This is a genomic window from Streptomyces sp. ADI96-02 (genome assembly GCF_003846185.1).
Taxonomy (GTDB): domain Bacteria; phylum Actinomycetota; class Actinomycetes; order Streptomycetales; family Streptomycetaceae; genus Streptomyces.
The window spans coordinates 564387-588073 of record NZ_ML123034.1; the positions used below are offsets into that span (position 1 = coordinate 564387).

Here is a 23687-nt window from a genome sequence, read left to right on the forward strand (position 1 = left end):
AGGAGGCCGGTCAGCTCCTCGCCGATCTCCTGGTGCGACTTGCTGAGGGACTGCCAGCCGCGTTCGGGGTCGTGGGCACGCAGCCGGCTCTGGGCCTTCTCGGTGGTGAAGCCGTCGCCCTTCTTCTTCGGGCGGGGCTGGGCGGGGCTGCGGGTGACTTCGAGGCGACGGCCGCCGACGGTCAGCTCCAGTTGCACCTCGGTCGGCGTTCCGGCGGGCGCGTGGTCGCTGCGCAGCGAGCCGCCGGGGCTCTGCCGTGCGCCGGGGACGGCCCCGTACAGCGCGTAGCAGACGGCGTCCAGGACGGATGTCTTCCCGGCGCCGGTCGGTCCGTGGAGCAGGAACAGCCCGGCCGAGGAGAGCGCGTCGAAGTCGACCTCCTGGGTGGCGCCGAACGGGCCGAAGGCCGTGAGGGTGAGGCGGTGCAGTCTCAACGGGACACCTCGCGCACGCTCTCGTCCACCCGTACGTCGTCGAACGCGCCGCGCAGCACGGCGCGTTCCCGCTCGCTGGGGCCGCTGCCGCCGCGCACGTGGGCCACGAAGTCGTCGGCGATCTGGTGGTCGTCGCGGCCCCGGAGGCGCTGGGCGTAGGAGGCGAGCGGGTCCTCGGGCGGGCGCTCCGGGTCGAAGACCAGGCTGAGGGTGTGCGGGAAGCGCGCGGCCAGGCGGGCCATGGGATCGGCGGGGCGGACCGGGTCGGTGAGGGTCGCCTCCACCCAGGCGTTCTCGTGGCGGTCCAGGGACGGGTCCGCCAGGAGGCCGTCGAGACGTCCCCTCAGCCGGGCGAGCGGGCGTTCGACGGGGCAGTCGACACGTTCCCCGGCGCTGACGCGTCCGCTGCCGTCGAGGTCGATCAGCCACATGGTCTTGCGGTGGTCCGCCTCGGAGAAGGAGTAGGCGAGCGGGGAGCCGGAGTAGCGGACGCGTTCGGTGACGCGCTGGGAGCCGTGCAGATGGCCGAGGGCCACGTAGTCGACGCCGTCGAAGACGCCGGCCGGGACGGCCGCGACCCCGCCCACCGTGATGTCCCGTTCGCTGTCGCTGGGCTCGCCGCCCGCCACGAAGGCGTGGGCGAGGACGACGGAGCGGGTGCCGGGGGGACGGGTGGCGAGGTCGGCGCGGACCCGGTCCATGGCGGCGGTCAGGACGCTCTCGTGACCGGCCTTCGGGGCGCGGAGGGCGTCCTTGACGAGGGCCGGTTCGAGGTAGGGCAGGCCGTAGAGGGCGACGTCGCCGTGCTCGTCGGCGAGCACCACGGGGGTGGCGCAGCCCTCGGGGTCGGTCCTGAGGTGGATGCCGGCGCGTTCGAAGAGTCCCGCGCCGACGCCGAGCCGGCGGGCCGAGTCGTGGTTGCCGGAGATCATCACGGTGGGGACGCCGGCGGCGGCGAGCCGGTGCAGGGCCCGGTCGAAGAGTTCGACGGCGGCGAGGGGCGGCACGGCGCGGTCGTAGACGTCGCCGGAGACGAGGACGACCTCGGCCCCGCGCTCGTGGACGGTCGCCACCAGGTGGTCCAGGAAGGCGGCCTGGGCGTCGAGCAGGGGCACCCGGTGGAAGGACCGGCCCAGGTGCCAGTCCGAGGTGTGCAGCATCCTCACGCCATCGCTCCGCCGGTCACGGCCTGCATACGCGTCGTCCTCCACCCCTGGGGCCGTCCCGCCCGGCCCGTGATCTCGCTGTCGACTCGGACCCACGCTAACGCCGCGGGGCCGCCGATCCGGCATCGATCATGAATTCACCGCATCGGGGACAGCGGCCACGGCCCGGCCGCTCACACGTCGCCGTACGCCTCGCCGCCGAGTTCCAGCACGGCGGTCCCGGCGGTCGCGTCGGCGAGCCACGCGGTGAACGCGTCCACGTCGGCGTCCGGCAGCCCGATCTCGATCGTCACGGCCTCGGCGTACCGCACCTCGCGCACGTCCCGGCCGGTGGCCCGCAGGTCGTTCTCCAGCTTGCCCGCCCGCTGGTGGTCGACGCGGACCGTGGCGAGCCGGAAGCGCTGCCGGGTGCGGGTGCCGAGCGCGTCGAGGGCTTCGCCGACCACTCCCCCGTACGCGCGGATCAGTCCGCCGGCGCCGAGTTTGACGCCGCCGTAGTACCGGGTGACGACCGCCGCGACGTAGCGCACCTCGCGGCGCATGAGCATCTGGAGCATCGGCACGCCCGCGGTGCCGCCGGGCTCCCCGTCGTCACTGGCCTTCTGTACGGAGGCGTCGGCGCCGATCACGTACGCGAAGCAGTTGTGACTGGCGGCCGGGTGCTCCCTGCGGACGCGCGCGACGAAGTCCTGCGCCTCCTGTTCGGTGGCGGCGGGGGCGAGGGAGCACAGGAAGCGCGATCGGTTGATCTCGCTCTCGTGCGCACCCGCGCGGGCTACGGTCCGGTACTGCTCCTGCATCCGTTCACCCTAAGGGCTGACGTCCTCGTGGGAATGGCGGGCCGGGGCCGGCCGTTGTGCGGGCATGAACACAGAGGCGGAGACGATCCGGCGGATTCTTCAGGACGCGGGCGACACCTGGGCGGTGGTGGGGCTGTCCGGCAACCGCTCCCGGGCGGCCTACGGGGTGGCGGAGGTCCTTCAGCGCTTCGGCAAGCGGATCGTGCCGGTGCACCCGAAGGCGGAGACGGTCCACGGGGAGCGCGGGTACGCCTCGCTGGCGCAGATCCCGTTCCCGGTCGACGTGGTGGACGTCTTCGTCAACAGCGAGCTGGCGGGCGCGGTCGCGGACGAGGCGGTGGCGGTGGGCGCGAAGGCGGTGTGGTTCCAGCTCGGTGTGATCGACCCGCGGGCGTACGAGCGCACGCGCGCGGCGGGTCTGGACATGGTGATGGACCGGTGTCCCGCGATCGAGATTCCCGCTCTGGGCGGCCGGACCTGAGCCGCCGCCCGTCCGCGCGGGTGTGAGCGGGGGCGCGGGTGTGAGCGGGGGCGCGGGTGTGAGCGGGGGCGCGGCGCGGGAAGGATCCGGGCCGTGAGCGATCCTCTCGACGGCGGACGGCTCGCCGCCGCGCTGGGCTCGATGGGCGTCCGCCGCGGCGACGCGCTGCTGGTGCACGCCTCGCTGCGGTCGCTGGGGCCGGTGCGGGGAGGCGTCGGCGCGGTGCTGTGCGCTCTGCGCGGGGCGCTCGGGCCGCGGGGGACCCTCGTGGTGCCCGCCTTCACCCCGGAGAACTCGGACACCTCGCCGCACTACCGCGAACGCGTCCGGGGTCTGGGCGCCGGGGAGCGCGCGGCGGTGCGCGCGACCATGCCGCCGTTCGACCCGGCGCTCACGGCCGCGCCGACGGCCGGGGTGCTGGCCGAACGGGTGCGGACGTCTGCGGGGGCCGTGCGCAGCGACCACCCGCAGACGTCGTTCGCCGGGCTGGGACCGGCCGCGGCGGAGCTGCTGGCCGGACACCGGGCCGACTGCCATCTCGGCGAGGACTCGCCGCTCGCCCGGCTGTACGAGGCCGACGCCCGGATCCTGCTGCTGGGCACGGGCTTCGACACCTGTACCGCCTTCCACCTGGGCGAGTACCGCAGGCCCGACCCGCCGCGCCGCCGCTACCGCTGCGTGGTGGCCTGCGAGGGCGCGCGCCGGTGGTGGGAGTACGAGGACGTCGCGCTGGACGACGGCGACTTCGCCGCCCTGGGCGCGGAGTTCGAGAGCGCCGCGGGCGCGGACGACGTACGGTCCGCACGGCTGGGGAGGGCGCGGTGCCGGCTCGTCCGGCTGCGGGCGGCGGTCGACTTCGCCGCGGTCTGGCTCGGGAAGGCCCGTGGGTCGGAGGGTTGAGCGGCGCGAGGGCGGCGAAGGCGAAGTTCCGGCGGGCGCGCGGGGAGCGGCGGGACGCCCGCAGCGGACGGGACGCCTTCTGCGGACGGGACGCCGGCTGCCGTCGGGACGCCCTTCCGCCGTCAGGACGTCTTCTACGGGGCGTCCGCCGGCCGGTCGAGTTCGGCGAGGGCCAGCAACTGCTGCGGAGTGACGCCCTCCGGGATGGGCACGGGGGCCGGGGTGCGCAGGGGCGGCTGCCACCCCTCCTGCGGGTCCCAGCTCCGTACGACCCTGGCCGGAGCGCCCGCGACCACCGCGTGGTCGGGCACCTCGCCGCGGACGACCGCACCGGCCGCGACCACCACGTTGCGGCCCAGCCGCGCACCCGGCAGTATCACGGCTCCGGTGCCGATCCAGCAGCCGGGGCCTATCTCCACCGGCTCCATGCGCGGCCACTGCTTGCCCACCGGCTCGTGCGGGTCGTCGTAGCTGTGGTTCGTCGACGTGATGTAGACGTACGGACCGCAGTACGTGTCCGGGCCGATCGCCACCGTCGTATCCGCTATGACGTGGCTGCCGCGCCCCAGCACCACGCCGTCGCCCAGGGTGAGGATGGGATCGGGTCCCAGGTCCAGGTCGGGCATCATCCCGGCCGTCAGCGTGACCTGCTCGCCGATGACGCAGTGCGCGCCGAGCACGATCCACGGCTCGCCGAACACGGTGCCCTGCGGGAAGGCGAGCCGCGTTCCCGTCCCGATGGCCCGAAACCTCAGCCGCCCGGGGTGCTCCGCGGTGACCGCGCCGGCCTCCCGCGCCCACGCCCAGCCCCGGTGGACCGCGCGGGAGACGACGCGGCGGTGGTGGCGGGCGAGGAGGGAGAACATGTTTCGGTTCTTCGGCACGCGCTCACGGTAGTCGGCACGGCGTGCGCCGATCGCCCGGTGACCTGTGATGTTCGCCCCACCGCTCGGTGCGCGCGAGGCGTCGCCTACCGTGTGGGGGCCGCGAGGGCACCGCACGGGAGCACGAAGGAGCAGGCCATGACGGAGCAGGCGTTGATCATGGGGATGGGCGGCAGGCGGCCCGCCGTGGACGCGGACGCGTTCGTCGCACCGAGCTCCGTGGTGATCGGCGACGTGACGCTGGCCGCCGGCTCCAGCGTCTGGTACCAGGCGGTCCTGCGCGCCGACTGCGGGCCGATCGCGCTCGGCCCGGACAGCAATGTCCAGGACAACTGCAGCCTGCACACCGACCCGGGCTTCGAGCTGACGGTGGGCGCGCGCGTGTCGGTGGGCCACAACGCGGTGCTGCACGGCTGCGTGATCGAGGACGACGTCCTGGTCGGGATGGGCGCCACCGTGCTCAACGGGGCGCACATCGGAGCCGGTTCGCTGGTGGCCGCCCAGGCTCTGGTCCCGCAGGGGATGCGGGTCCCGCCGGGATCGCTGGTCGCCGGGGTGCCCGCCAAGGTCAAGCGGCCCCTGACCAAGGAGGAGCTGGAGGGCATCCGGTTCAACGCCGCCGGATACGTCGAGCTGGCCAGGGCCCACCGCCTGGCCCACGAGGGCTGAGCCCCCGGCGCGGGCGGGTGCGTCCGCGTCCGCCGTACCGGCGCGGTCAGTCCGCCGCCGGTACCGGTTCGGCCGCGGCGGAGGGCCGGGCCGCCGCCTTCCTCGCCCGGTTCCGCAGGACGAGCATCGACGCGACGCCGAACAGCACGGCGACCACCAGGCCCAGCCACGAGAAGCGCTTGAGCCAGGCCTCGGCGACGATGCCCACCGAGTAGACGACGGCGGTCGTGCCGCCCGCCCACACGATGCCACCGAGCACGTTGGCGGTGAGGAACTTCCAGTACGGCATCCGCAGCACCCCGGCCAGCGGTCCGGCGAAGATCCGCAGCAGGGCGACGAAACGGCCGAAGAACACCGCCCACATGCCCCACTTCTCGAACGAGCGCTCCGCCAGGGCGATCTGGGCCTCGCCGAAGTGCCTGGGGAACCGCCGGCCGAGCCGGGCGAGCAGCGGGCGTCCGCCCTTGCGTCCGATGGCGTAGCCGATCGAGTCGCCGACGATCGCCCCCGCCGACGCGCACGCGCCGAGGACCAGCGGATCGATCTCGCCGTGCTGCGAGGCCAGCAGCGCCGAGCTGACGAGGATGATCTCACCCGGCAGCGGGATGCCGACGCTCTCCAGGCCGATGACCGCCCCCACCAGGAGGTACACACTGATCGCGGGAACAGTTTCCAGCCACTCCTGGATGTGCAACGCCGTCGCCTCTCCAGCGGATCCGTCGGGCCGCGGGGGTCCGCGCGGCGCAGGCGGGAATCCTACCGCCGCACACGCGCCGTGGCCGCCGCTCCCCGTCGGGGGCGCGGCGGCCACGGGGCCGTACGCCGGTGGTCTCAGTTGTTGGGGCGCAGGGTCCACACGACGGTCATCTCGCCGGTGACCGCGCCGTCGGCGCGCCGGATCTCGACGGCGACCGGGAACTCCGGCCGCTGCCCGGCGTCGAGTTCGGCGACGACGTCGGCGACGGGCCGGCCGAGCGTGGCGGTGGCGGTGACTTCGCCCATGGCGAGCTTGCGGTAGCCGATCTCCGCCTTCACGGCGAGCGGCACGGCGCGCGTCAGCTGGTCGCCGAAGGCGGCGATGACGATCGCGCCGCTGGCGGACTCGGCGAGCGTGAACATCGCTCCGGCGTGCGGGCCGCCGACGTGGTTGTGGTACTCGGCCTGATCGGGCAGCCGGACGACGGCCCGCTCGGCGGTCGTCTCCAGGAAGGCGAGGTTGAGGGTCCGGGCCATCGGGACCGTGGCGACGAGCATCTCGCCGACGGTCATCTGTTCAGCGCTCATGCACCGAAGGTTACTCACGGGTAGCGCCGTTTGGCCATCCCGTCCGGCCGCCGGGGCGGGGGCGGGCATAGCCGTGCACACGCCATCCATCTATGGTTACTGGCCATGTGGCCAGGACAGCAGCCGCCCGGGGGCGAGCAGAACCAGCAGGACCCGAACAGCAATCCGTACCACCAGCCGGGATACCAGCAGCCGAACCCCTATCAGCAACCGGGGTACCAGCAGTCCGGACAGCCGGGGCAGCACGGGCAGCCGGGGCAGCACGGAGCACCCGGGTACCCGCCCGGCCACCCGCAGCCCCACCCCTACCAGCAGCCGACCGCCCCGCAGTACGCGGTCCCCGGGCCGCCCGGCGGGCCGAAGCCCGACGACAGGAAGAAGACGGCCGTCGTCGCCGTCCTCGCGGCGACCGCGGTCGTCGTGGCCGCCGTCGTCACCGGCGTCGTCGTCATGAACAAGAAGGACGACGGGGGCGGCTCGGCCGCCGCGGACGACGGGAAGTCCGTCCCGCCCGGCGCGTCCGCCGACGGCCCGCCGCCCGGCGCGTCCGCTCCGGCCGGCAACCCGCGCGACCCCGCGGGAGACCCCGAGCCCCTGGTACCGGGCTGGAAGGTCGTCACCAACCCCAAGTGGGGCACGCGGTTCGACGTCCCCGGCGACTGGGAGGTCTCCGGCGCGGGCGTCATCGCGGGCTTCGAGGACGCCAAGAACCCGGACGGCCCGCCGGTCGCCGGCTTCTCCTCCCCCGCCTACTACAAGAGCAAGTGGTGCGTCGACGACTCCGACAAGGACGGCCGCGACGAGGAGACCGAACTGGCAGGCGTCGGCACGAAGGGCGCCCAGGGCGCGAGGAGCACCGCCGAGGCTGCGGCCAAGGAGGCCGACGCCTGGGCGTGGGCCGCCTACGCCCAGACCGAGCCCAGGGGCAAGGTCAAAGTCGGCCGGGCCCAGCCGTTCACCACGAAGTCCGGCCTGTCCGGCAGCATGGCGACGGCGAAGGCTTCCGGCCTGAGCAAGAAGGGCAAGTGCGACACGGACGGGAAGGCGGTCGCCTTCTCCTTCAAGAACGCCAAGGGCGAGTTCTCGACCTGGGCCCTGTACGCCGCCGCGGGCGTGGACGACGAACTCCCCGACTCCACCGTGCGGCAGATCCTGAGCACCGTACGCCTGGCGGATCAGCCGAACGGCTGACCCGCCCTCCGCCCGGACGCGCCCGCCTCAGCCGAGGCGGAACGCCCCGTCCGGAGGCGGCGGCGAGGCGACGGCGTCCGCGTCCCGCACCGGCCGGGCCCGGCCGGTGAACCGGGCCAGCGCCTCCCCGTGCGTGACCCGGGCCGGGAAGGCGTCGGCGGCGCAGAGCCGGGTGAGCGGAGCCACGTCGATCGGTGCGTGCGAGGCGAGCAGGACGACGTTGCCGAAGCGCCGGCCGCGCAGCACCGCCGGTTCCCCGATCAGCGCCAGCTCCGCGAAGACGGCAGCGAAGGTGGCCAGTTGGGAGCGGAGGAAGCCGAAGGGCGCACCGTCCGCCAGATTGGCCGCGTAGATCCCCTCGGCGCGCAGCGCCCGTGCGGCGGCCCGCGCGTACTCGACGGAGGTGAGGTGGGCCGGGATCCGCGAACCGCCGAAGACGTCGCCGATCAGGAGGTCGACGGACCCGGGGCCGGCCGCCTCCAGCCGGGTGCGGGCGTCGTCCGCGTACACGCTGATCCCGCTCCCGTCCGCGAGCGGCAGGTGGTCGCGGACCAGTTCCAGCAGGCCCCGGTCGGCCTCCACCACGCTCTGCCGGGAGCCGGGGCGCGTCAGCGCCACGTAGCGCGGCAGCGTCAGGGCTCCGCCGCCCAGGTGCAGGACGTCGAGCGGAACGCCCGGGTCCGCGGCGCGGTCCACGACGTGTCCGATCCGTCGCACGTACTCGAATTCGAGGTGCGCCGGATCGTCCAGGTCGACGTAGGACTGCGGCGCGCCGTCCACGGTGAGCAGCCAGGCGCGGTCGCGGTCCACGTCCGGCAGCAGCCGGGCGGTGCCGCGGTCGACCTCGCGGATGACGGGTATCTGCTCGTTCACCCGTCCATTGTGAGGGGTGCGCCGCGGACCGTCGGAGCAGGGCGGTGACGGTGCCCGCGCCGGCGGTACGGCCGCCCTCGCGGATCGCGAAGCCGTCTCCAGCGGGACGTCCCGGGGCCGGAGCGGTCGGCCGTTCCCGGGCCGTTACGGCGATCACACAGCGATTTCGGTTACTCTCCCCGAATGTTCGACCCCGTCCCCGCCGCCCGGCCCACCGGTGCTCCGGCCCCGCGTCTGTCGAAGGCGCTGCTCTCGCCGTGGTCCCGCTTCTCCCTGCTCGTCGTGGTCCTGCTGGCCGCCGCGTCGACGATCCTGCTGTTCGAACCACAGCGGCTGCTGGCGTCGGGGTGGCCGCCCGAGCTGACCGGCGGCGGCGGCGCCATGGTCTTCGGGCTCGCGTACGGGGTGTTGACCGTGGCGTTCGTTCCGCGTCCGCTGCTGAACATAGCCGCGGGCGCGCTGTTCGGGGCCCAGACGGGTCTGGCGGCGGCACTGGCGGGCACGGTGCTGGGCGCGGGCGTCTCGTTCATGCTCGGCCGGGTGCTGGGGCAGGACGCGCTGCGCACCCTGCTGCGCGGCAGAGTGCTGACGGCCGCCGACGGGCTGCTGAGCCGGCACGGCTTCCGGTCCGTGCTGGCGCTCCGGCTCTTCCCCGGCGTGCCGTTCGCCGCCGCCAACTACTGTGCCGCGACCTCCCGCATGGGCTACCCGCCGTTCCTTCTGGCCACCGGGCTCGGCTCGATCCCGAACACGGCGGCGTACGTGATCGCGGGCAGCGAGGCGGCCTCGCCGACCTCGCCGGTGTTCCTGGCGGCGATGGGGTTCATCGTGGTGTCGGGGCTCGGCGGGGTGCTCGTCGCGTGGCGCAAGCGCCACCGGCTGGGCCGGGATACGCCGGAGGGCTGAGAGGGTGCCGGGGGCGGGCCGCCCGGCGTTCACTTGCAGGCGATACGCTGCGCGCGACCGACGAAGGAACTCCCGGACGTCCGTCTCCCGCGTGACGTCCCCGTGATTTTCCTCGACCGCAATCCGCACACAGCCGACGGGCAGGTCGTCCGTGGCCGATGCACGAACACCTTCGGGATGGCCTGAGCCCCATGAGCTGGTTCGAATCATTCGTCCTGGGACTCGTTCAGGGACTGACCGAGTTCCTGCCGATCTCCTCCAGCGCCCATCTGCGGCTGACCGCCGCGTTCGCCGGGTGGCACGACCCGGGAGCGGCCTTCACGGCCATCACCCAGATCGGGACCGAGGCGGCGGTGCTCATCTACTTCCGCAAGGACATCGCGCGCATCGTGTCGGCCTGGTTCCGGTCGCTGACGGACCGCTCGATGCGCCGTGACCACGACGCCCAGATGGGCTGGCTGGTCATCGTCGGCTCGATCCCGATCGGCGTGCTCGGCATCACGCTCAAGGACCAGATCGAGGGCCCGTTCCGCGACCTGCGGCTGATCGCGACGACGCTCATCGTCATGGGCATCGTCCTCGGCGTGGCCGACCGCCTGGCGGCGCGCGACGAGACGGGCGGCAAGCACCGCGCGGTGAGGGAGCGCAAGACGCTGAGGGAGCTGGGCGTCCGGGACGGCCTGATCTTCGGCTTCTGCCAGGCGATGGCCCTGATCCCGGGCGTCTCCCGGTCCGGCGCGACGATCAGCGGCGGTCTGCTGATGGGCTACACCCGCGAGGCGGCGGCCCGCTACTCGTTCCTGCTGGCGATCCCCGCCGTGCTGGCCTCGGGCGCGTACGAGTTGAAGGACGCCGGCGAGGGGCATGTGTCGTGGGGGCCGACGATCTTCGCGACGGTGGTGGCGTTCGCCGTCGGATACGCCGTCATCTCATGGTTCATGAAGTTCATCACGACGAAGAGCTTCATGCCGTTCGTCGTCTACCGGGTGCTCCTCGGCATCGCCATCTTCGTCCTGGTCGGCACGGACACGCTGAGCCCGCACGCCGGGGAGTCCGCCGGCTGAGCGGGGCCGCCGCCCGGCGGACCACACCTTTGATGGGACGTCACCGTTTCCTCAGCGTCCACATGGCGCGAGCATTCCTGACCCGGCAGGCGTAGCGAAAGCACCGCGCCTAAGGGCGTTGTGTTACGCGTCTGGCCTGTTTGAGGGGATTTACGGGGCGTTCGAGGTGGCTGGGCAAGGGAGGTCGGTGTCAGTGCGGTCTGCGAGGGTGCTGGACATGACGAACGACCTGGAGAAGAACCTGCACCAGCCTGTCATGGACGTCCTGGGACCGGAGATGGGCGAGCACTGGCGGTCCAGGACCCGGCCCGCCTTCGCCCTCACCCCCAGGGAGGGCGACGGGCCCGTCGTCGGGCATGTCCACAGCGAGCCGTCCCTGCCCGCGGACATGCCCTGGCCCGAACGGGAGGGATACGGGCCGATGTCCCATCTGGCCACCATCGACCTCGCGGCACTGCCCCGGGGAGTACTCGACTTCGACCTGCCCGAGGACGGCACCCTGCTCTTCTTCCGCTGGTCGTTCGCCGACTGCGCGAACCACGAGGACAGCTACTTCATCAGCGGCCACAGTACGGACCGGGGGGCCGGGTGCAAGGTGGTGTACCTTCCCGGCTCGACCGAGACCGCACGCCGCTCCGCCCCGCAGGGCGACCTCGGCGGCTTCGGCGTTCCCGGACCTCTGCGCCTGGCCGGGATCTTCGCGTCACGCGTGTGCTGGGACATCACCGAAGCCGAGTACCCGCTGCTCCCGGAGGACCGCAAACGCAGGCTGGCCGGGGCATTCGACGAGTGGGAAGCCGAAGGTTTCAACACTCAGATCGGCGGCCACCCGGATCCGGTCCAGGGCCCGTCCGTGGAGAACGCCCCACGTGGAGACTTGCGCGGCCCCCACGGCCCGCAACCCGGCGAGGAGGTCATGATCATGCTCGCCACCATCTACGACGCGAACGACGACGTCCACACCTACTGGTTCATCCGACCCGAACACCTGAAGCAACACCGCTTCGACGACGTCTACTACGACTACCAGTGCTGACGCCAAGACCCGCCGGTCAGTCAAAAGTGTTACGCGGAGCGCGGCCCCACTTCAGCCGAGCAGCAGCTTCTGCCGTCCCGACGGACCTCCGGCGCGCCCGGTGCCGCTCGGCCGGAGGTCCGTAGGCGCACGGCCGGCCAGTGCCGGCCTCACCTCTGTGACCGAGGAGCGGAGCTCAGGACCGGCAGCGCCATCGCCCCAGGATGACGGATCTCCAGGTCCTGGATGGGGATGCGCGGCGTCACCGGCGATGCCCGCGCACTCCCTCGCACGCTGAAGTTCCGTACGCCGTGGGTCAGCCGATGATGGCGACCGGGGCGTCCCAGGCGTTGCGGTCCACGTTGATGGTGTAGCCGCCACGGGTCTCTTTGCTGTTGGCCTTGTACTGGTGGCCGCGGCTGTGGCCGGTGTACAGCTTCGGGTCCCAGGGCCAGTCCTTGGTCGTGGTCTCCTGGCCGTTCCACAGGGCGTACCAGAGGTTGCCCGGCAGGTCGGTCCGGTCCTTGGCGGTGGCGATCGCCTTGGCGCTGGAACTGCTGAAGCCGTAGAGGCCGCCGCGGTAGGTCTTGGCGCGCAGGGTCTTGGTGAAGGCTCGCACGTAGGTCAGGGTGGCGTCGTTGCATGCCTTGTCGGCGATGTCGTACGACTCCATGTTGAGGTAGACGGGGCTGCCGGGCTTCATGCCGAGCGCCGATGCCTTGGCGATGGCGTCCTTGGCGTTGCTCACCCCGACCGAGGTGGCGGTGGCCGCGGTGAACCGCTCCTTGTTCCCGCTCTTCTGGCAGGGCGGCTGAGCGCCGACGTAGAGCGGAATGACCCGCCAGCCGAGCGTGTTGACCGACTTCGCCCAGGACCTGGTCAGGTTGGGCTGGGCGCAGCCGCGGTTCTTGCCACCGACGTAGACGGCGACACCGCTGTAATAGCCGTCCTTCTTCCACGCGCTCATCGCGGGGAGCGAGGGCGCCGTGCACGCGTCGAACGCCCGGCCGGTGAAGGTCTTCTGTGCCGGCCAGGCCGAGGCCGCCATCGAGGTCTGCGCGGCGATCCCGGCGCCTGCCACGACGACCACGCCAGTCGCCGCCAGGGCGATGTAGCGGCTTTTTTTGGACAAACGGTGCTTCGGCATTCCCCGCCCCTTATGCACTCACACTCCGGCAGTCCGGAGCTCACTGATCATATGCAGAGACGGCACCGGCACAGCGAGCAGCCTGGACCCCGGTCCTGCCGGCCGACCGCCGCCCGGCGCGGCTCCGCCGCCGTTCAGCAGGCCCGCCGGGTGAACGGCACGGTCGGGGCGGGCCGCGGTGTGGGCCAGGCGCTGACGGCGGTGGCCAGTTGGGCGCGCGAGCGGACGTCCAGCTTCTGGTAGATCCGGGTCAGACGGGCCTCGACGGTCTTGACGCTCAGGTACAGCTTCGCCGCCGCCTCCTGGTTGCTGGCTCCCTGTCCGACCATCAGGGCGAGGCGCTGTTCCGCCTCGGTGAGGGAGGAGAGCGCGCCGCCCCGCGGGCCGGTGGGCTCGGTGGGCGTCTCGGTGGCCAGCCCCAGCCACGGCGCGGCCCCGGCCTGTTCGAAGAGGGCGGCGGCGGTCTGCAGGGCGTTCTGGGCGGCCGAGCGTCTGCGGCGGCGGCGTTCCACCCGGGCCAGTGCGATCAGCGCCCGGCCGTGCTCCAGGGGGAGCCCCGCCGCTGCGTAGTGCTCGGCCGTCCGCGTCAGCAGCTCCGCCGCCTCCTCGAACAGGCCGCCGGACGCGAGGTACAGCGCGTGCACGCGGTCGCAGCCGAGCAGCACCGTCGTACGCCCGAGTCGCTCGGCGACCTCGCGGACGTCTTCGATCAGCGCCGCGGCCTCCTCGGGGGCGTCGTTGACCAGCAGGGCCTCGGCCAGTTCCTCGTGCCAGCGGAGCATGGAGGGGTCGACCGCGGACTGGGCGCGCTCGCCCGCCTGCACGCGGCGCAGCGTCTCCAGGGCGTGTCCCACGTCGCCCGTGACGAGTTGGACCCGGCCGAGCGCGTACAGGCCGCGGGTGAGGAAGACGTGGTCGCCCTCCTCCTCGGACGCCTGGGCGCTGCGTCGCGCGTACCGGGCGGCCCGCGCGAAGCTGCCGCCGGCGGTCTCGGCGAGTGCCAACGCGTACCAGGCGGGTCCCGGTGACAGCCCGGCCTCCAGCGTCAGGGCGAGCGAGCGGGCGCCGTGCGCGCGGGCGGCAGCGCACTGTCCGCGGCGCGCCTCGACCTCCGCGAGGGTGAGGAACAGCTCGATGGCGTCCTCGACCGGGCCGCGCCGCTCGACGAGCGGGAGCAGGGCCTGGAGCCGGTCGCGCGCCTCGGTCAGCCGGTCGTCGAACATGGCGTGGCGGATGGTCAGTATCTGGGCGCTGTTGTGGATGCCGAGCGGTCGCTCGTCCATTTCGAGGGCCCGTGCGGCGGCGAGGACCTGTTCCGCGTCGGGCGAACCGAGCACCCGGTCCATCCGGGACTGCACGGTGAGCGCCCGTGCGAGCGTCTCGCGGTCGCCGACCGATCCGGCGAGCGCCGCCGACTCGACGGCGGCCGTCCGGGAGCGTACGGGGTCGCCGTCGGCGAGTACGTGCTTGACCGCCAGCCGGAGTTGGACGGCGGCCCGCAGCGCCGTGTCGCCCTCGGAGTCCTCCATGGCGTGCACGTAGATCTCGTCGAGGCCGGTGAGGCCCTGCCCGGCGGTGTCCAGCACGGCGAGCCGGGCGCGGACCCGGTCGGCCGGGGACGCGTCGCGGGCCAGCAGGTCGGCGGCGGCTCGCATGGCGAGATCGGCGCGGGCGCACCGCGCGGCCTCCTCGGCGGCCTCCACCAGCCGGCCCAGGCGCTGGGCGACGTTGCCGCCGGGCGTGGACTCCGCGGCGAGCAGGGCCAGTTCCGCGGCGAGCACGCTGTTGCCCCGGCGCCGGGCCGTCTCGACGGCCTCGGCGACCTCCGAGGCGAGGCCCTCGTCGGGGACGTCCGTGGCCAAGGCCCGGTGTCTCACCGCCTCCACCGGGTCGTCCACGATCCGGGCGAGGGCGGTGTGACCGGCGCTGCGCTCGCTCCAGCAGGCGTCGTGCACCAGCGTCGCGGGCAGCAGCCCGGCCGTGAAGGCGACGGTCCCGTCCGCGTTGAGGGTGACCAGTCCGGCGCGCTCGGCCGCGGCGAGATCCGCCTCCGCCGTGGGCCGTCCGGCCCGCCTGATCAGCGGCGCGGTCGGGCGCAGCGCCAGGGCGGCGAGCAGGAGCGTGGCGCGGACGCCGGGCGAGGTGACGCCGAGGAGGTGCCGGGCGAGGTCCCGGGCCCGCCCGGACAGCGTGAGCGCCTCCGCGTGGTGCACGGGGGTCCGCGCGTCGGCCAGCGACCGGCCCACGGCGAGCGCCAGCCGGGGGTTGCCGCCGCTGGCCTTGTGGATACGGCCCGCCATCCGCGAGGGCAGGCGGTGGTGGATGAGGAGTTCGGCTATCTCGTCGGCGTGCAGCGGCGGCACGACGAGGACGTCCGCCTCCGAGGGAACCCACAGCGGCTCGGGGGCCGCCGTGCCGGGCGGGAGCGCGTCCGGGCGGCCGGCGTCGAACCCGTACGCCTGCGGGGTCTCGACGGCGATGACGCGCAGGTCGGCGGGTGCCAGGCGGAGCGCGAAGCGCAGCAGGTCGGCGCTCTCGGGGTCGATGTGCTGCACCCCGTCGACGACGAGCAGTACGGGGCCGCGTGCCGCGAGGGCGCGCAGGATCTGCGCCAGGGCCAGCCGGAGGGCGATCGGGTCCCAGCCGCCCTCCGGCACGGGGGCCTCCCGGCACAGCATGGCGACGGCGGTCCGCTGCGGTGCGGGCAGCCGGTCGAGCAGATCGTTCGGGCCGGCCGGAGCGGCGGTGCCCGGTGCGGGGGTGCCCGGTGCGGGGGTGCCCGGTGTCGTCCGCTCGCCTGCCGGGTCGGGGGCGGAGACAGGCTCCGCCGGGGCGGTGCCGGTGGATCCCGACGCCGTGCCGGTGGATACGGAGGCGATGAGCGAGGCCGCCGCGGCGCATGGGATGTCGCGGTCGGTGGGGTGGGTCGCGAGCCAGAACACGGCCTCGCCGCGCGCTTGAACGCGCGCGGCGGCGGAGAGGGCGAGCTCGGTCTTGCCGACGCCCGCGGGCCCGGTGAGCAGGGCCCGTCCTCGGGCGTGCAGCACGTGTTCGAGCCGTGCCAGGTCGCCTTCCCGGCCGACGGGCGCGGGGCGGCCATCCGAGAACTTCACGTACCCACCACCCTCTGGCATGCGCGGGCCCGGTGCCCGCCGAGCAGAGGATACGAAGTCGGCCACCGGGAATCGGGTGCGGTGTCCGACATGCGGACGGCCGTCAGCGCTCAACGGGCGGGGCCCGTCCGCGGCGATACGTCGCGGACGCGCCCCTGACCAGCGTTGATACGGGCTCTGACGGCAGGTCAGAAGGTCAGACCCCAGGAGTCGATGTAGCCGGAGTCACTTGCGGCGACATCGCGCACCTGGAGCTTCCAGACACCGTTGGCGGTCTCGCTCGACGCGTTGACCGTGTACGAGGCCAGGACGTCGGCGGCCGAGTCGCCGCTGCTGGAGTTCTTCAGCCGGTACGCGGTGCCGTCCGGGGCGATCAGGTCGATGACGAGGTCACCGCGGTAGGAGTGCTTGACGTCCACGTCGACCTTGAGGTTCGACGGGGCGTTTCCGGTGCGGCCGGTGACGGTGACGGACGAGGAGACGGTCGCGTTGTCCTGGATCGTCACATCGGTCGCGGTGGAGAAGGTGGCGCCGCTCGGGGCGGTGCCACCGCCGGTCACGGCGTTCACGGTCTTGGCCGCGTCGGCGATGCCCGTGCCGCAGCCGCCGGTGCAGGTTCCGGGCAGCGGGCGGCTGTTGGTCCTGATCGCGGACTCGATGTCGGCCGGGGTCAGGGACGGCTTGGCCGACTCCAGGAGTGCGGCGAGGCCGGCGATGTGCGGTGCGGCCATCGACGTGCCCTGGTACGGGGTGTAGTTCTCCGACGCCTGGGTGGTCGTGCCCGAGTTCAGCGTGGAGTAGATGCCGTTCTGCGGGGTGGTGATGGTGCCCGGCGTGTCGGTGCCGCGGCGGGTCTCGCCGCCCGGGGCGGCGACGTCGATGTTGCTGCCGAAGTTCGAGTACCAGGAACGGCCGCCCTCGCGGTTCGTCGAGGCCACGTTGATGACGTTGGCACAGTTGGCCGGCGTGAAGGCCGACGCGTTGGCGTTGCTGTTGCCCGCCGCGACGACGACGGTGGAGCCGCGCGACACCGCGCCGTTGATGGCGGTCTGATAGACGCTCGGGCAGGTGGAACTGCCTCCGCCCAGGCTCAGGTTGATGACCTTGGACGGGGTCGGGTTGGCCGGGACGCCCGGGACCGAACCGCCCGAGGCCCAGGTGATGGCGTCGGCGATGTCCGCCGAGGAGCCGCCGCACTTGCCGAGCACCCGCACGGGCTGGATCTTGGCGTTGTACGCGATGCCCGCGACGCCCTTGCCGTTGCCGGTCGTCGCCGCGATCGTGCCCGCGACGTGCGTGCCGTGCCAGGACGACGTGCTCGCCTGGGAGCCGGCGTAGCACTCGTTGGCGGTGGCGTTCCAGTCGCCCTCGTCCTTCGGGTCGGCGTCGCGGCCGTTGCCGTCCCGGGCGTACGAGGTCTCGGAGACGAAGTCGTAGCCGGAGACGATGTTGCCGGCGAGGTCCGAGTGGGCCGCGTAGCCGGTGTCGATGACCGCGACGTTGACTCCGCTGCCGGTGGTCTTGTCCCAGGCTCCGGGGACGTTCATCCCGCCGGTGGTCTCGAACAGGTCCCACTGCTGGTTGTAGAGCGTGTCGTTCGGGGTGACCGCCATCGCGTAGGCGCGGATGTCGGGCTCGACGGAGGCGACCGACGGGTCGGCGCGGAAGGCGGCCATGACCTCGTCGACGTCGCTCTTGCTCGCCTTGCCCCCCAGGTCCACCAGGGCGCCGCCGCCGGCGAGGCGGCGCTCGAAGGACAGGCTCTCGCCGGTCTTCTCGGCCTTGGCGGCCGTGTCGCCCTTGGCCGCGGTGTTCGAACCGGCCTCGGCTGCCGAGGACTTGTAGGTGACGATGACCTTCTCGACGGGCGCGGCCGGCAGCTCGGTCATGGCCTGCGAAGCGGGGGCGGGCTTCGGCGTGGGGGTCGCCGAGGCGGACTCCTTGGCCACGGCGGACGTGGCGGCGGCACCAATGATCATGGTGCTGGCGGCCACGGCGGATATGAGTCTCCGTCTGGAACCGTTCACGGTGATACCTCTCGACTACGGTGCGGAGCGAGGGCGGACGACGCGGCGATCGCCGTGGGGTCAGGGGTCGGCGATGCTGCGTGCCCCGGGTTCGGGCACGCCCGTGTGCCGCCCACGCGACGGCCCCTGGTCAAGGGCCGCCACCTGCGGAACCGCTGTGAACACGCGCATGAGCTGGGCGATGTGGGGGTGGGTTCCGCCGGTGCCGCAGACAGTAGGGAAACGCGAGATGAACGCGATACGGGGAAAACCCTTGTCCCCCCGCACCCGGCCCCCTCGGCCGCCCTCGGCGCGAACCGCCCCCGGGGGGCCGCCGGCGGGGCGACCGGCCGTGGCAGGTATGGGCGGGGTCCGGCTTCGTGCGGGGGCGGGGCACGCGGGGGCGGCGGCCCGGCACGCGGCAAGTGATCGCCGGGGCTGATCGATTGGTCCGCCTCGCCCGGGGCGGACGGTGCCGGGGGCCTGGTCCGGCGGCGCGTCAGTGAGGAGCGCGGATGGATGGCCTCACCGTGCGGCGAGGGACGGGCAACGGAGAATGCGCGGCCGGATCAGTCCGGGATCAGGACCGGTCGGCATCGGGCCCGGCACCGGGGCCGATGCCGTTCGGCACCGGGCTGTTCGGTGTGACGAGGCCTGTCGCGGCCAGGACCGCCTCCACCGTCTCCTCCACCGTCAGCTCCGCGTTGTCGATCCAGGACCCCTCGCCGGCCAGTTCGGTGCGCATGGCCGTGTCCAGGAAGGACCAGTCCGTCGTCAGCCTCTTGTCGCGGGCGAGGTTGCGCTCCCACGCCTTGGCCGCCCCGGGGGCGAGCACGACGAAGTGCAGCGGGCCGACGGCGATTCGCCTGCGGTAGAAGTCGATGTGGGCGCGGCGCACGACCACGTCGTCGAGCACCGGGAGGAATCCCGCGGTGACGAAACTGTCCGCCAGCAGGGCGGCGTTGCGCGCTCTGAGGAAGATCTGCCGGTCCGCCTCCTCGTCCCGCTCGGGCGCGGGCCGGCGGCCACCGCTGACGATGAGGTCCTGCAGGGCGTCCACCTCGATGTGGGCCGAGGCGGCGAACCGGGCGGCGAGTGCGGCGGCCACCGTGCTCTTGCCGCTGCCCGGGATGCCGCTCAACAGCACGGCTCCTGCGGCCGGTTCGATGTCCACCGCTACCTCCGACCAGGCCATCGCGCCACTCCGTTCCACCGTGTCCGGGGCCCGTCCGCCGCGCCCCGCCGTACCGTTCCGCGCCTCGCGATCCTATGGGCTCGCCGGGATCCGAGGCGGTTCGACGGCCGCGGGAACTTCCGAGGCCGGACCGCCGACTACTGGGAGGAGTGAAGCCGGCGACGGGTGCGGCAGCAGGGCCCCTCGGGGCCCGGGAGGAGGCCGAGAGGCATGCAGTGGTACGAGGACGACTCGCTCTGGAGCGATTTCGCCACGACGATGTTCCCGCCGGCCCGGGCCGAGTCGGCTGCCGCTCTCGTGGGCTCCTCGCCCCTGCTGGACTTCCCACCGGGCTCACGGGTGCTGGATCTGGCGTGCGGACCCGGGCTGTTCGTCTTGCCGCTGGCCCGGCGCGGTTACGAGGTGACCGGGGTCGACCTCTCCCCCTCCCTGCTGGAGACGGCACGGACCGCCTGCGCCGAGGCGGGGGTGGACGTCCGGCTGGAGCGGGCGGACATGCTGGCGTACACGGAGCCCGGGGCCTTCGACGTCGTGCTGAACGTCTTCACGTCGTTCGGATACTTCGAGGATCCGGACGACAACCTCCAGGTTCTGCGCAACGCCCGTGAAAGCCTCGCTCCGGGCGGTCAGTTGCTCGTCGACGTGATGGGCAAGGAGGTGCTGGCCGGGTGGATCGGGCGGCCCAAGGCGGTGGATCTGCCCGACGGTTCGTTCGTCGTCCAGCGCGACACCGTGCTCGACAGCTGGCGGCGGCTGCGCACGGACTGGACCCTGGTGCGCGGCGGGTCCGCCCGTACCGCGTCGATCCTCTCCTGGCTCTACTCCGCGGCCGAGCTGGCCGCCCTGTTCGAGCGTGCGGGCTTCACCGACGTGGAGTGCTTCGGCGGCTTCGACGCGTCCGGCTACGATCAGCGCTCCGAGAGGCTCATCGTGCGCGGGAGGCGCAAGTGAGGCCCTGGGCGCGGCCGTCGCCCGGCGGCGGGGCCGCGACCGTGCACGAGCACATCACCGACGCGGTGAAGTCACCGGACCTGATCCGGCTCGACGAGGACGTGGTGCTCGCCCGGTTCGAGACGATGAAGGTGTACGCGGCGCTCGGAGCCGTGCGCTCCCTGCTCCGGCGCGGCCTGGTGGTCCCCGGGCAGACGCTGGTCGACAGCTCCAGCGGCATCTACGCGGTGGCGCTGGCCATGGCGTGCCACCGCTACGGCCTGCGGTGCCACATCGTCGCCTCCACGACCGTCGACACCACGATGCGCGCCCAGTTGGAGATACTCGGCGCGACCGTCGACCGGATGCCGCCGTCGCAGAGCCTGCGCCTGGACCAGGAGTTGCGGGTGCGCCACGTGCGGCGGCTGCTCGCGGAGCGGCCCGACTTCCACTGGATGCGCCAGTACCACGACGCCGTCCACTACGACGGCTACCGGGAGTTCGCCGATCTGGTCGCGGCGTCGCTGCCCGACGGCCCGCTGACCGTGGTCGGCGCGGTGGGCACCGGGGCCTCCACCGGCGGACTGGCCCGCGCCCTGCGGGAGTCGGGACGGGCGGTACGTCTGGTGGGCATCCAGCCGTTCGGCAGCGTGACGTTCGGCAGCGAGCAGTTCAGCGACCCGGAGGCCATCATCGCGGGGATCGGCAGCTCGATCCCGTTCGGGAACGTGCACCACGAGCTGTACGACACCGTGCACTGGCTGGACTTCCGACACGCGATGGCGGGTGCGGTCGGGCTGCTGCGGCAGCACGCCGTGTTCGCGGGACTGTCCACCGGGGCCGCTCATCTGGCGGCCTCGTGGGAGGCGGCGCGCGATCCGGGCCGGCTGCACCTGGTGCTCGGGGCCGACACCGGACACCGTTACGCGGAGCGGGTGTTCGCCCGTCACGCGGAGGCCCTGGACCCGGCCGGGCTGCGGCCCCGGCGCATCGAATCGCTCGACGCCCTGCGACCTCCGTGGTCGGTGCTGGAGTGGGCGCGCCGCGCCGCGCCCGAGGCCGCCCGGCTGACCGAAGAGGGCTCCCCCGCCCCCGTACCGACCGTGGAGTTGCTGCCGTGACCATCGCCGCACTGGAATCCCTGTCCTTCGGGCTGGGCCGGATGGCCGAAGCCGCCGCGGAGACCGGGCACCGCCTGTGCCTGCTGACCGGCGACCGCTCGGTGTACCGGCACGAGCTCGCCACCCTGCCCTCCGGCGCGCTGACCGTCGTCGAGGTCGACACGCACGACCCGCGGGCGACCCGGCGGGCGCTGGCCGAGGTGCCCTCCCTGGCCGGGCTGATCAACACGACGGACACCTGGAGCGAGGTCGGGGCGACGCTGGCGGCGGAGTTCGGGCTCCCGGGCCCCGATCCGGAGGCCGTCCGGCTGTTGCGGGACAAGCGCCGGGTGCGGGAGGCGCTGCACGCGCGCGGGATGAGCCGGAGCAGTGCGGTGGCGGTGCCGTCGGGGCCGGAGGCGGCCGGGGCGGTGCTGCGTGAGGTGGGACTGCCGGCCGTCCTGAAGGACTCGGCGGGCACCTCCTCGCGCAACGTGTGGATCGTGCACGACGAGGAGGCCCTGCACCGGGCGCTGGCGGAGTGCGGGCGGGCTTCGCTGATGGGCACGCTGTTCGCGGAGGCGTTCCTGGCCGGTCCGCTGTACAGCGCCGAGACGATCAGCTGGGAGGGGGCGACCCGGCTGCTGGGCGTGCTGAGCCGGCAGACGTCGCGGGAGAACGTGGTCCGCGAGGAGGCCGCCGCGTTCCCGGTGGCGCTGCCCGTGGAGGAGCGGGCCGGGATCGAGGCGTGGGTGGGGCGGGTCCTGGCGGCGTCCGGGCACCGCGACGGCTTCGCCCATGTGGAGTTCATCCTCACCGCCCGCGGCCCGGAGCTGGTGGAGGTCAACCGCCGGATCGGCGGCGCGCTGGTGGGCGAGGTGCTGTGCCGGACGCTCGGCACGAACGTGTACACGGCCATGATGGAGGTGGCCCTCGGCCGCCGTCCGCGCCTGCTGGACGCCCCGCTCTACGCCGACGGGCCCGCGTACGGATTCGTCCTGGTCTACGCGGACCGGCCCGGGGTCCTGAAGGGCTGGCACGGCCTGGACGAACTGGCCGCCTTCCCCGGTTCCGTCGAGTGGTACCCGACCCGCGAGCCCGGCGAGACGCTGGCCCATGTGGGCGACCAGCGCGGCTGCACCGGCATCGTGCTGGCCGCGGCGGCGACCGCGGAGCTGGCCCAGCACCGGGCGTGGAGCGCGGCCGTCCGCGTCCGCCCGGTCGTCGCCGGCACGCCGTGAGCCGGGGCCGGTGAGCGGGCGGGGCGCGGGAGGCGGCGGGCCGGGAGCGGGCGGGGCGCGGGAGGCGGCGGGGTCTGAGCCGACGGCCGTACGACGGCGGATCACCGGGCCGCAGGGATTCCTGCTGGCGGGCTCGTTCCTCATCACGCTGGGCAGCTTCGCCGTCCTGCCGTACATGTCGGTGCTGCTGCACCAGCGGCTCGGCCTCCCGCTCGGCACGGTCGGCGTCGTCCTGGCCGTCGCGTCGCTGATCCAGTTCGCCGGGGGTGCGGTGGCGGGTCCGGTGGTGGCGCGGATGGGGCTGCGGCGGGCGATGCTGCTGGCGCTGGCCCTGCGGACGGCCGGGTTCGGCGCGTTCGTCCCGGGACTGACGAGTCCGGTGCTCGCCGTCGGGGCGCTGTTCCTGGTGTCCGCGGGGGCGGCGCTGTATCTGCCGGCCAACAAGGCGTACCTGGTGGACGGCGCGCCGCCCGAGGATCGTCCGAGGCTGCTGTCGGCGAGCGGATCGGCGTTCAACGCGGGGATGGCGCTCGGCCCTGCGGCGGCTGCTCCCCTCGTGCTGGGCTCGCCCGGCGTGCTGTTCGCTTGCGTGACCTTGCTGTTCGCGCTGGTCGGCGCGGGGCACGCGCTGCTTCCACGTGCGGCGGCCGAGGGTCCGGCGGATTCGGCGGATTCGGCGGATCCGCCGCCGGACCGCGCGGCCGGCGGAACGCGCACCGGCCTCTCGCCGTTCCTGGTCACGACGGCGAGCGTGTACGCGTTCATGTTCTTCCAGCACTTCCTGGCGCTGTACGCGGTGCCGCGCACCTCGGCGGGCTTCTACGGAGCGGTCCTGATGGGGTACGCGGGCCTCCTGGTCGTCGCCCAGCCGCTGCTGGCCGAGCGGATCGCCGCGCTGTCCTACCGGGCGGCGCTGCGGTGGGGCTTCGGTGCGATGGCGGCGGGCATGGCCGCGATCGCGGTCGGCGGCCACGCGGGCATCGTGGTGGGCGCGGCGCTGCTGTGCGTGGGCGAGATCGTGCTCTTCCTGAAGAACGACCTGGAGGCGCTGGCCCGTTCGACCGCGCCGCCGGCCGCCGTCTTCGGCCGCCAGCGGCTGGCGGCGGGCATCGGCGCGTTCGCCGCCGGGTTGGTCGGCGGCCAGTTGTACGGGGCGGCGGAGGCGGTGGCGTCGGCGCGGGTGTTCTGGCTCGTGGTGTGCCTCCAGTGCCTGCTGCTGCCGGTGCTGCTGCTCGGCCGCCGCGGGGCCCGGGGCCGTATCGGGCCCCGGGCGTCCGCCGGTTGAGCG

Annotated in this window: 22 protein-coding genes; 11 read left to right on the forward strand and 11 right to left on the reverse strand. The window is 73.5% G+C overall.

All coding sequences use genetic code 11. The features are described 5' to 3' along the window. The 3 genes from EES43_RS31105 to EES43_RS02505 all read right to left on the reverse strand — a co-directional run. Positions 1-434 (reverse strand): AAA family ATPase (locus EES43_RS31105; RefSeq protein ID WP_241192314.1); only part of this gene is annotated, 434 nt, incomplete at its 3' end. Further along, positions 431-1600: an exonuclease SbcCD subunit D gene (locus tag EES43_RS02500; protein ID WP_124267134.1), complete on the reverse strand. Its 1170-nt coding sequence runs from the start codon at positions 1598-1600 to the stop codon at positions 431-433. The genes EES43_RS02500 and EES43_RS31105, both read right to left, overlap by 4 nt. Before the next feature lie 173 nt (positions 1601-1773). Further along, positions 1774-2400 (reverse strand): YigZ family protein, encoded by a 627-nt coding sequence (locus EES43_RS02505; protein WP_124267135.1) that lies wholly within the window; start codon positions 2398-2400, stop codon positions 1774-1776. A gap of 64 nt (positions 2401-2464) precedes the next feature. Between EES43_RS02505 and EES43_RS02510 the strand changes: the two genes are divergently transcribed. Both EES43_RS02510 and EES43_RS02515 read left to right on the forward strand, forming a co-directional pair. After that, entirely contained in the window at positions 2465-2881 is a 417-nt protein-coding gene (locus EES43_RS02510) for a CoA-binding protein (RefSeq protein ID WP_124267136.1), read from the forward strand. Between the two features lie 141 nt (positions 2882-3022). Next, positions 3023-3781 carry an AAC(3) family N-acetyltransferase gene (locus EES43_RS02515; protein WP_124271756.1) on the forward strand — a complete coding sequence of 253 codons (759 nt, stop codon included), beginning with the start codon at positions 3023-3025 and terminating at the stop codon, positions 3779-3781. Between the two features lie 134 nt (positions 3782-3915). Here the strand turns inward: EES43_RS02515 and EES43_RS02520 are convergent, their stop codons facing one another. Next, the gene (locus tag EES43_RS02520) at positions 3916-4665 is read right to left on the reverse strand and encodes an acyltransferase (protein WP_124267137.1); all 750 of its coding nucleotides are present in this window, start codon (positions 4663-4665) and stop codon (positions 3916-3918) included. A gap of 138 nt (positions 4666-4803) precedes the next feature. Between EES43_RS02520 and EES43_RS02525 the strand changes: the two genes are divergently transcribed. After that, complete coding sequence (locus tag EES43_RS02525; protein WP_124267138.1) at positions 4804-5334, forward strand: gamma carbonic anhydrase family protein; 531 nt, start codon at positions 4804-4806, stop codon at positions 5332-5334. 46 nt (positions 5335-5380) lie between these two features. Here the strand turns inward: EES43_RS02525 and EES43_RS02530 are convergent, their stop codons facing one another. Continuing rightward, entirely contained in the window at positions 5381-6028 is a 648-nt protein-coding gene (locus EES43_RS02530) for a DedA family protein (protein WP_124267139.1), read from the reverse strand. Between the two features lie 137 nt (positions 6029-6165). Beyond that, complete coding sequence (locus EES43_RS02535; protein ID WP_124271757.1) at positions 6166-6603, reverse strand: DUF4442 domain-containing protein; 438 nt, start codon at positions 6601-6603, stop codon at positions 6166-6168. A 120-nt stretch (positions 6604-6723) separates the two neighbouring features. Between EES43_RS02535 and EES43_RS02540 the strand changes: the two genes are divergently transcribed. After that, positions 6724-7809 (forward strand): hypothetical protein, encoded by a 1086-nt coding sequence (locus EES43_RS02540; RefSeq protein WP_124267140.1) that lies wholly within the window; start codon positions 6724-6726, stop codon positions 7807-7809. A gap of 27 nt (positions 7810-7836) precedes the next feature. Here EES43_RS02540 and EES43_RS02545 read toward each other — a convergent pair whose 3' ends face one another. Then, the gene (locus tag EES43_RS02545) at positions 7837-8682 is read right to left on the reverse strand and encodes a spermidine synthase (RefSeq protein WP_124267141.1); all 846 of its coding nucleotides are present in this window, start codon (positions 8680-8682) and stop codon (positions 7837-7839) included. Positions 8683-8865: 183 nt separating this feature from the next. Here EES43_RS02545 and EES43_RS02550 point away from each other — a divergent pair, with 183 nt between their 5' ends. From EES43_RS02550 to EES43_RS02560, 3 genes are all read left to right on the forward strand, one after another. Next, on the forward strand, positions 8866-9588 hold the full coding sequence (locus EES43_RS02550) for a TVP38/TMEM64 family protein (RefSeq protein WP_124267142.1): 723 nt from the start codon (positions 8866-8868) through the stop codon (positions 9586-9588). Between the two features lie 191 nt (positions 9589-9779). After that, positions 9780-10652, forward strand: coding sequence for an undecaprenyl-diphosphate phosphatase (locus tag EES43_RS02555; RefSeq protein ID WP_124267143.1), 873 nt, complete (start codon positions 9780-9782; stop codon positions 10650-10652). Positions 10653-10869: 217 nt separating this feature from the next. After that, positions 10870-11688 (forward strand): DUF1963 domain-containing protein, encoded by an 819-nt coding sequence (locus EES43_RS02560; protein ID WP_124267144.1) that lies wholly within the window; start codon positions 10870-10872, stop codon positions 11686-11688. Between the two features lie 295 nt (positions 11689-11983). On the opposite strand, the gene EES43_RS02565 is transcribed toward EES43_RS02560, so the two are convergent. The 4 genes from EES43_RS02565 to EES43_RS02585 all read right to left on the reverse strand — a co-directional run bounded on the left by EES43_RS02565 (position 11984) and on the right by EES43_RS02585 (position 19128). Further along, a complete protein-coding gene (locus tag EES43_RS02565) occupies positions 11984-12814 on the reverse strand; it encodes a glycoside hydrolase domain-containing protein (protein ID WP_124267145.1) in 831 nt (276 codons plus the stop codon). Positions 12815-12948: 134 nt separating this feature from the next. Further along, positions 12949-15927 carry a LuxR family transcriptional regulator gene (locus EES43_RS02570; protein WP_241192315.1) on the reverse strand — a complete coding sequence of 993 codons (2979 nt, stop codon included), beginning with the start codon at positions 15925-15927 and terminating at the stop codon, positions 12949-12951. A gap of 188 nt (positions 15928-16115) precedes the next feature. Then, positions 16116-17816 carry a S8 family serine peptidase gene (locus tag EES43_RS02575; protein ID WP_124267147.1) on the reverse strand — a complete coding sequence of 567 codons (1701 nt, stop codon included), beginning with the start codon at positions 17814-17816 and terminating at the stop codon, positions 16116-16118. A 697-nt stretch (positions 17817-18513) separates the two neighbouring features. Beyond that, the gene (locus EES43_RS02585) at positions 18514-19128 is read right to left on the reverse strand and encodes an AAA family ATPase (protein WP_124267148.1); all 615 of its coding nucleotides are present in this window, start codon (positions 19126-19128) and stop codon (positions 18514-18516) included. Between the two features lie 210 nt (positions 19129-19338). Here EES43_RS02585 and EES43_RS02590 point away from each other — a divergent pair, with 210 nt between their 5' ends. The 4 genes from EES43_RS02590 to EES43_RS02605 all read left to right on the forward strand — a co-directional run bounded on the left by EES43_RS02590 (position 19339) and on the right by EES43_RS02605 (position 23684). Further along, positions 19339-20079 carry a class I SAM-dependent methyltransferase gene (locus tag EES43_RS02590; RefSeq protein ID WP_124267149.1) on the forward strand — a complete coding sequence of 247 codons (741 nt, stop codon included), beginning with the start codon at positions 19339-19341 and terminating at the stop codon, positions 20077-20079. Then, positions 20076-21179, forward strand: a complete 1104-nt coding sequence (locus EES43_RS02595; protein WP_124267150.1) for a pyridoxal-phosphate dependent enzyme — start codon at positions 20076-20078, stop codon at positions 21177-21179. The genes EES43_RS02590 and EES43_RS02595 overlap by 4 nt, the downstream gene beginning before the upstream one ends. Beyond that, positions 21176-22399, forward strand: a complete 1224-nt coding sequence (locus EES43_RS02600) for an ATP-grasp domain-containing protein (protein ID WP_124267151.1) — start codon at positions 21176-21178, stop codon at positions 22397-22399. The genes EES43_RS02595 and EES43_RS02600 overlap by 4 nt, the downstream gene beginning before the upstream one ends. A 100-nt stretch (positions 22400-22499) precedes the next feature. Continuing rightward, entirely contained in the window at positions 22500-23684 is a 1185-nt protein-coding gene (locus tag EES43_RS02605) for an MFS transporter (protein ID WP_241192602.1), read from the forward strand. Positions 23685-23687 lie beyond the last annotated feature (3 nt).

What these genes read in the sequence shown, in the direction of transcription:
- EES43_RS02590 (WP_124267149.1), top strand. Translation starts at nt 19,339, where the DNA reads ATGCAGTGGTACGAGGACGACTCGCTCTGGAGCGATTTCGCCACGACG.
- EES43_RS02540 (WP_124267140.1), top strand. Translation starts at nt 6,724, where the DNA reads ATGTGGCCAGGACAGCAGCCGCCCGGGGGCGAGCAGAACCAGCAGGAC.
- EES43_RS02575 (WP_124267147.1), bottom strand. Translation starts at nt 17,816, where the DNA reads ATGACCGAGCTGCCGGCCGCGCCCGTCGAGAAGGTCATCGTCACCTAC.
- EES43_RS02560 (WP_124267144.1), top strand. Translation starts at nt 10,870, where the DNA reads ATGACGAACGACCTGGAGAAGAACCTGCACCAGCCTGTCATGGACGTC.
- EES43_RS02515 (WP_124271756.1), top strand. Translation starts at nt 3,023, where the DNA reads ATGGGCGTCCGCCGCGGCGACGCGCTGCTGGTGCACGCCTCGCTGCGG.
- EES43_RS02550 (WP_124267142.1), top strand. Translation starts at nt 8,866, where the DNA reads ATGTTCGACCCCGTCCCCGCCGCCCGGCCCACCGGTGCTCCGGCCCCG.
- EES43_RS02505 (WP_124267135.1), bottom strand. Translation starts at nt 2,400, where the DNA reads ATGCAGGAGCAGTACCGGACCGTAGCCCGCGCGGGTGCGCACGAGAGC.
- EES43_RS02555 (WP_124267143.1), top strand. Translation starts at nt 9,780, where the DNA reads ATGAGCTGGTTCGAATCATTCGTCCTGGGACTCGTTCAGGGACTGACC.
- EES43_RS02525 (WP_124267138.1), top strand. Translation starts at nt 4,804, where the DNA reads ATGACGGAGCAGGCGTTGATCATGGGGATGGGCGGCAGGCGGCCCGCC.
- EES43_RS02585 (WP_124267148.1), bottom strand. Translation starts at nt 19,128, where the DNA reads ATGGCCTGGTCGGAGGTAGCGGTGGACATCGAACCGGCCGCAGGAGCC.
- EES43_RS02565 (WP_124267145.1), bottom strand. Translation starts at nt 12,814, where the DNA reads ATGCCGAAGCACCGTTTGTCCAAAAAAAGCCGCTACATCGCCCTGGCG.
- EES43_RS02535 (WP_124271757.1), bottom strand. Translation starts at nt 6,603, where the DNA reads ATGACCGTCGGCGAGATGCTCGTCGCCACGGTCCCGATGGCCCGGACC.
- EES43_RS02510 (WP_124267136.1), top strand. Translation starts at nt 2,465, where the DNA reads ATGAACACAGAGGCGGAGACGATCCGGCGGATTCTTCAGGACGCGGGC.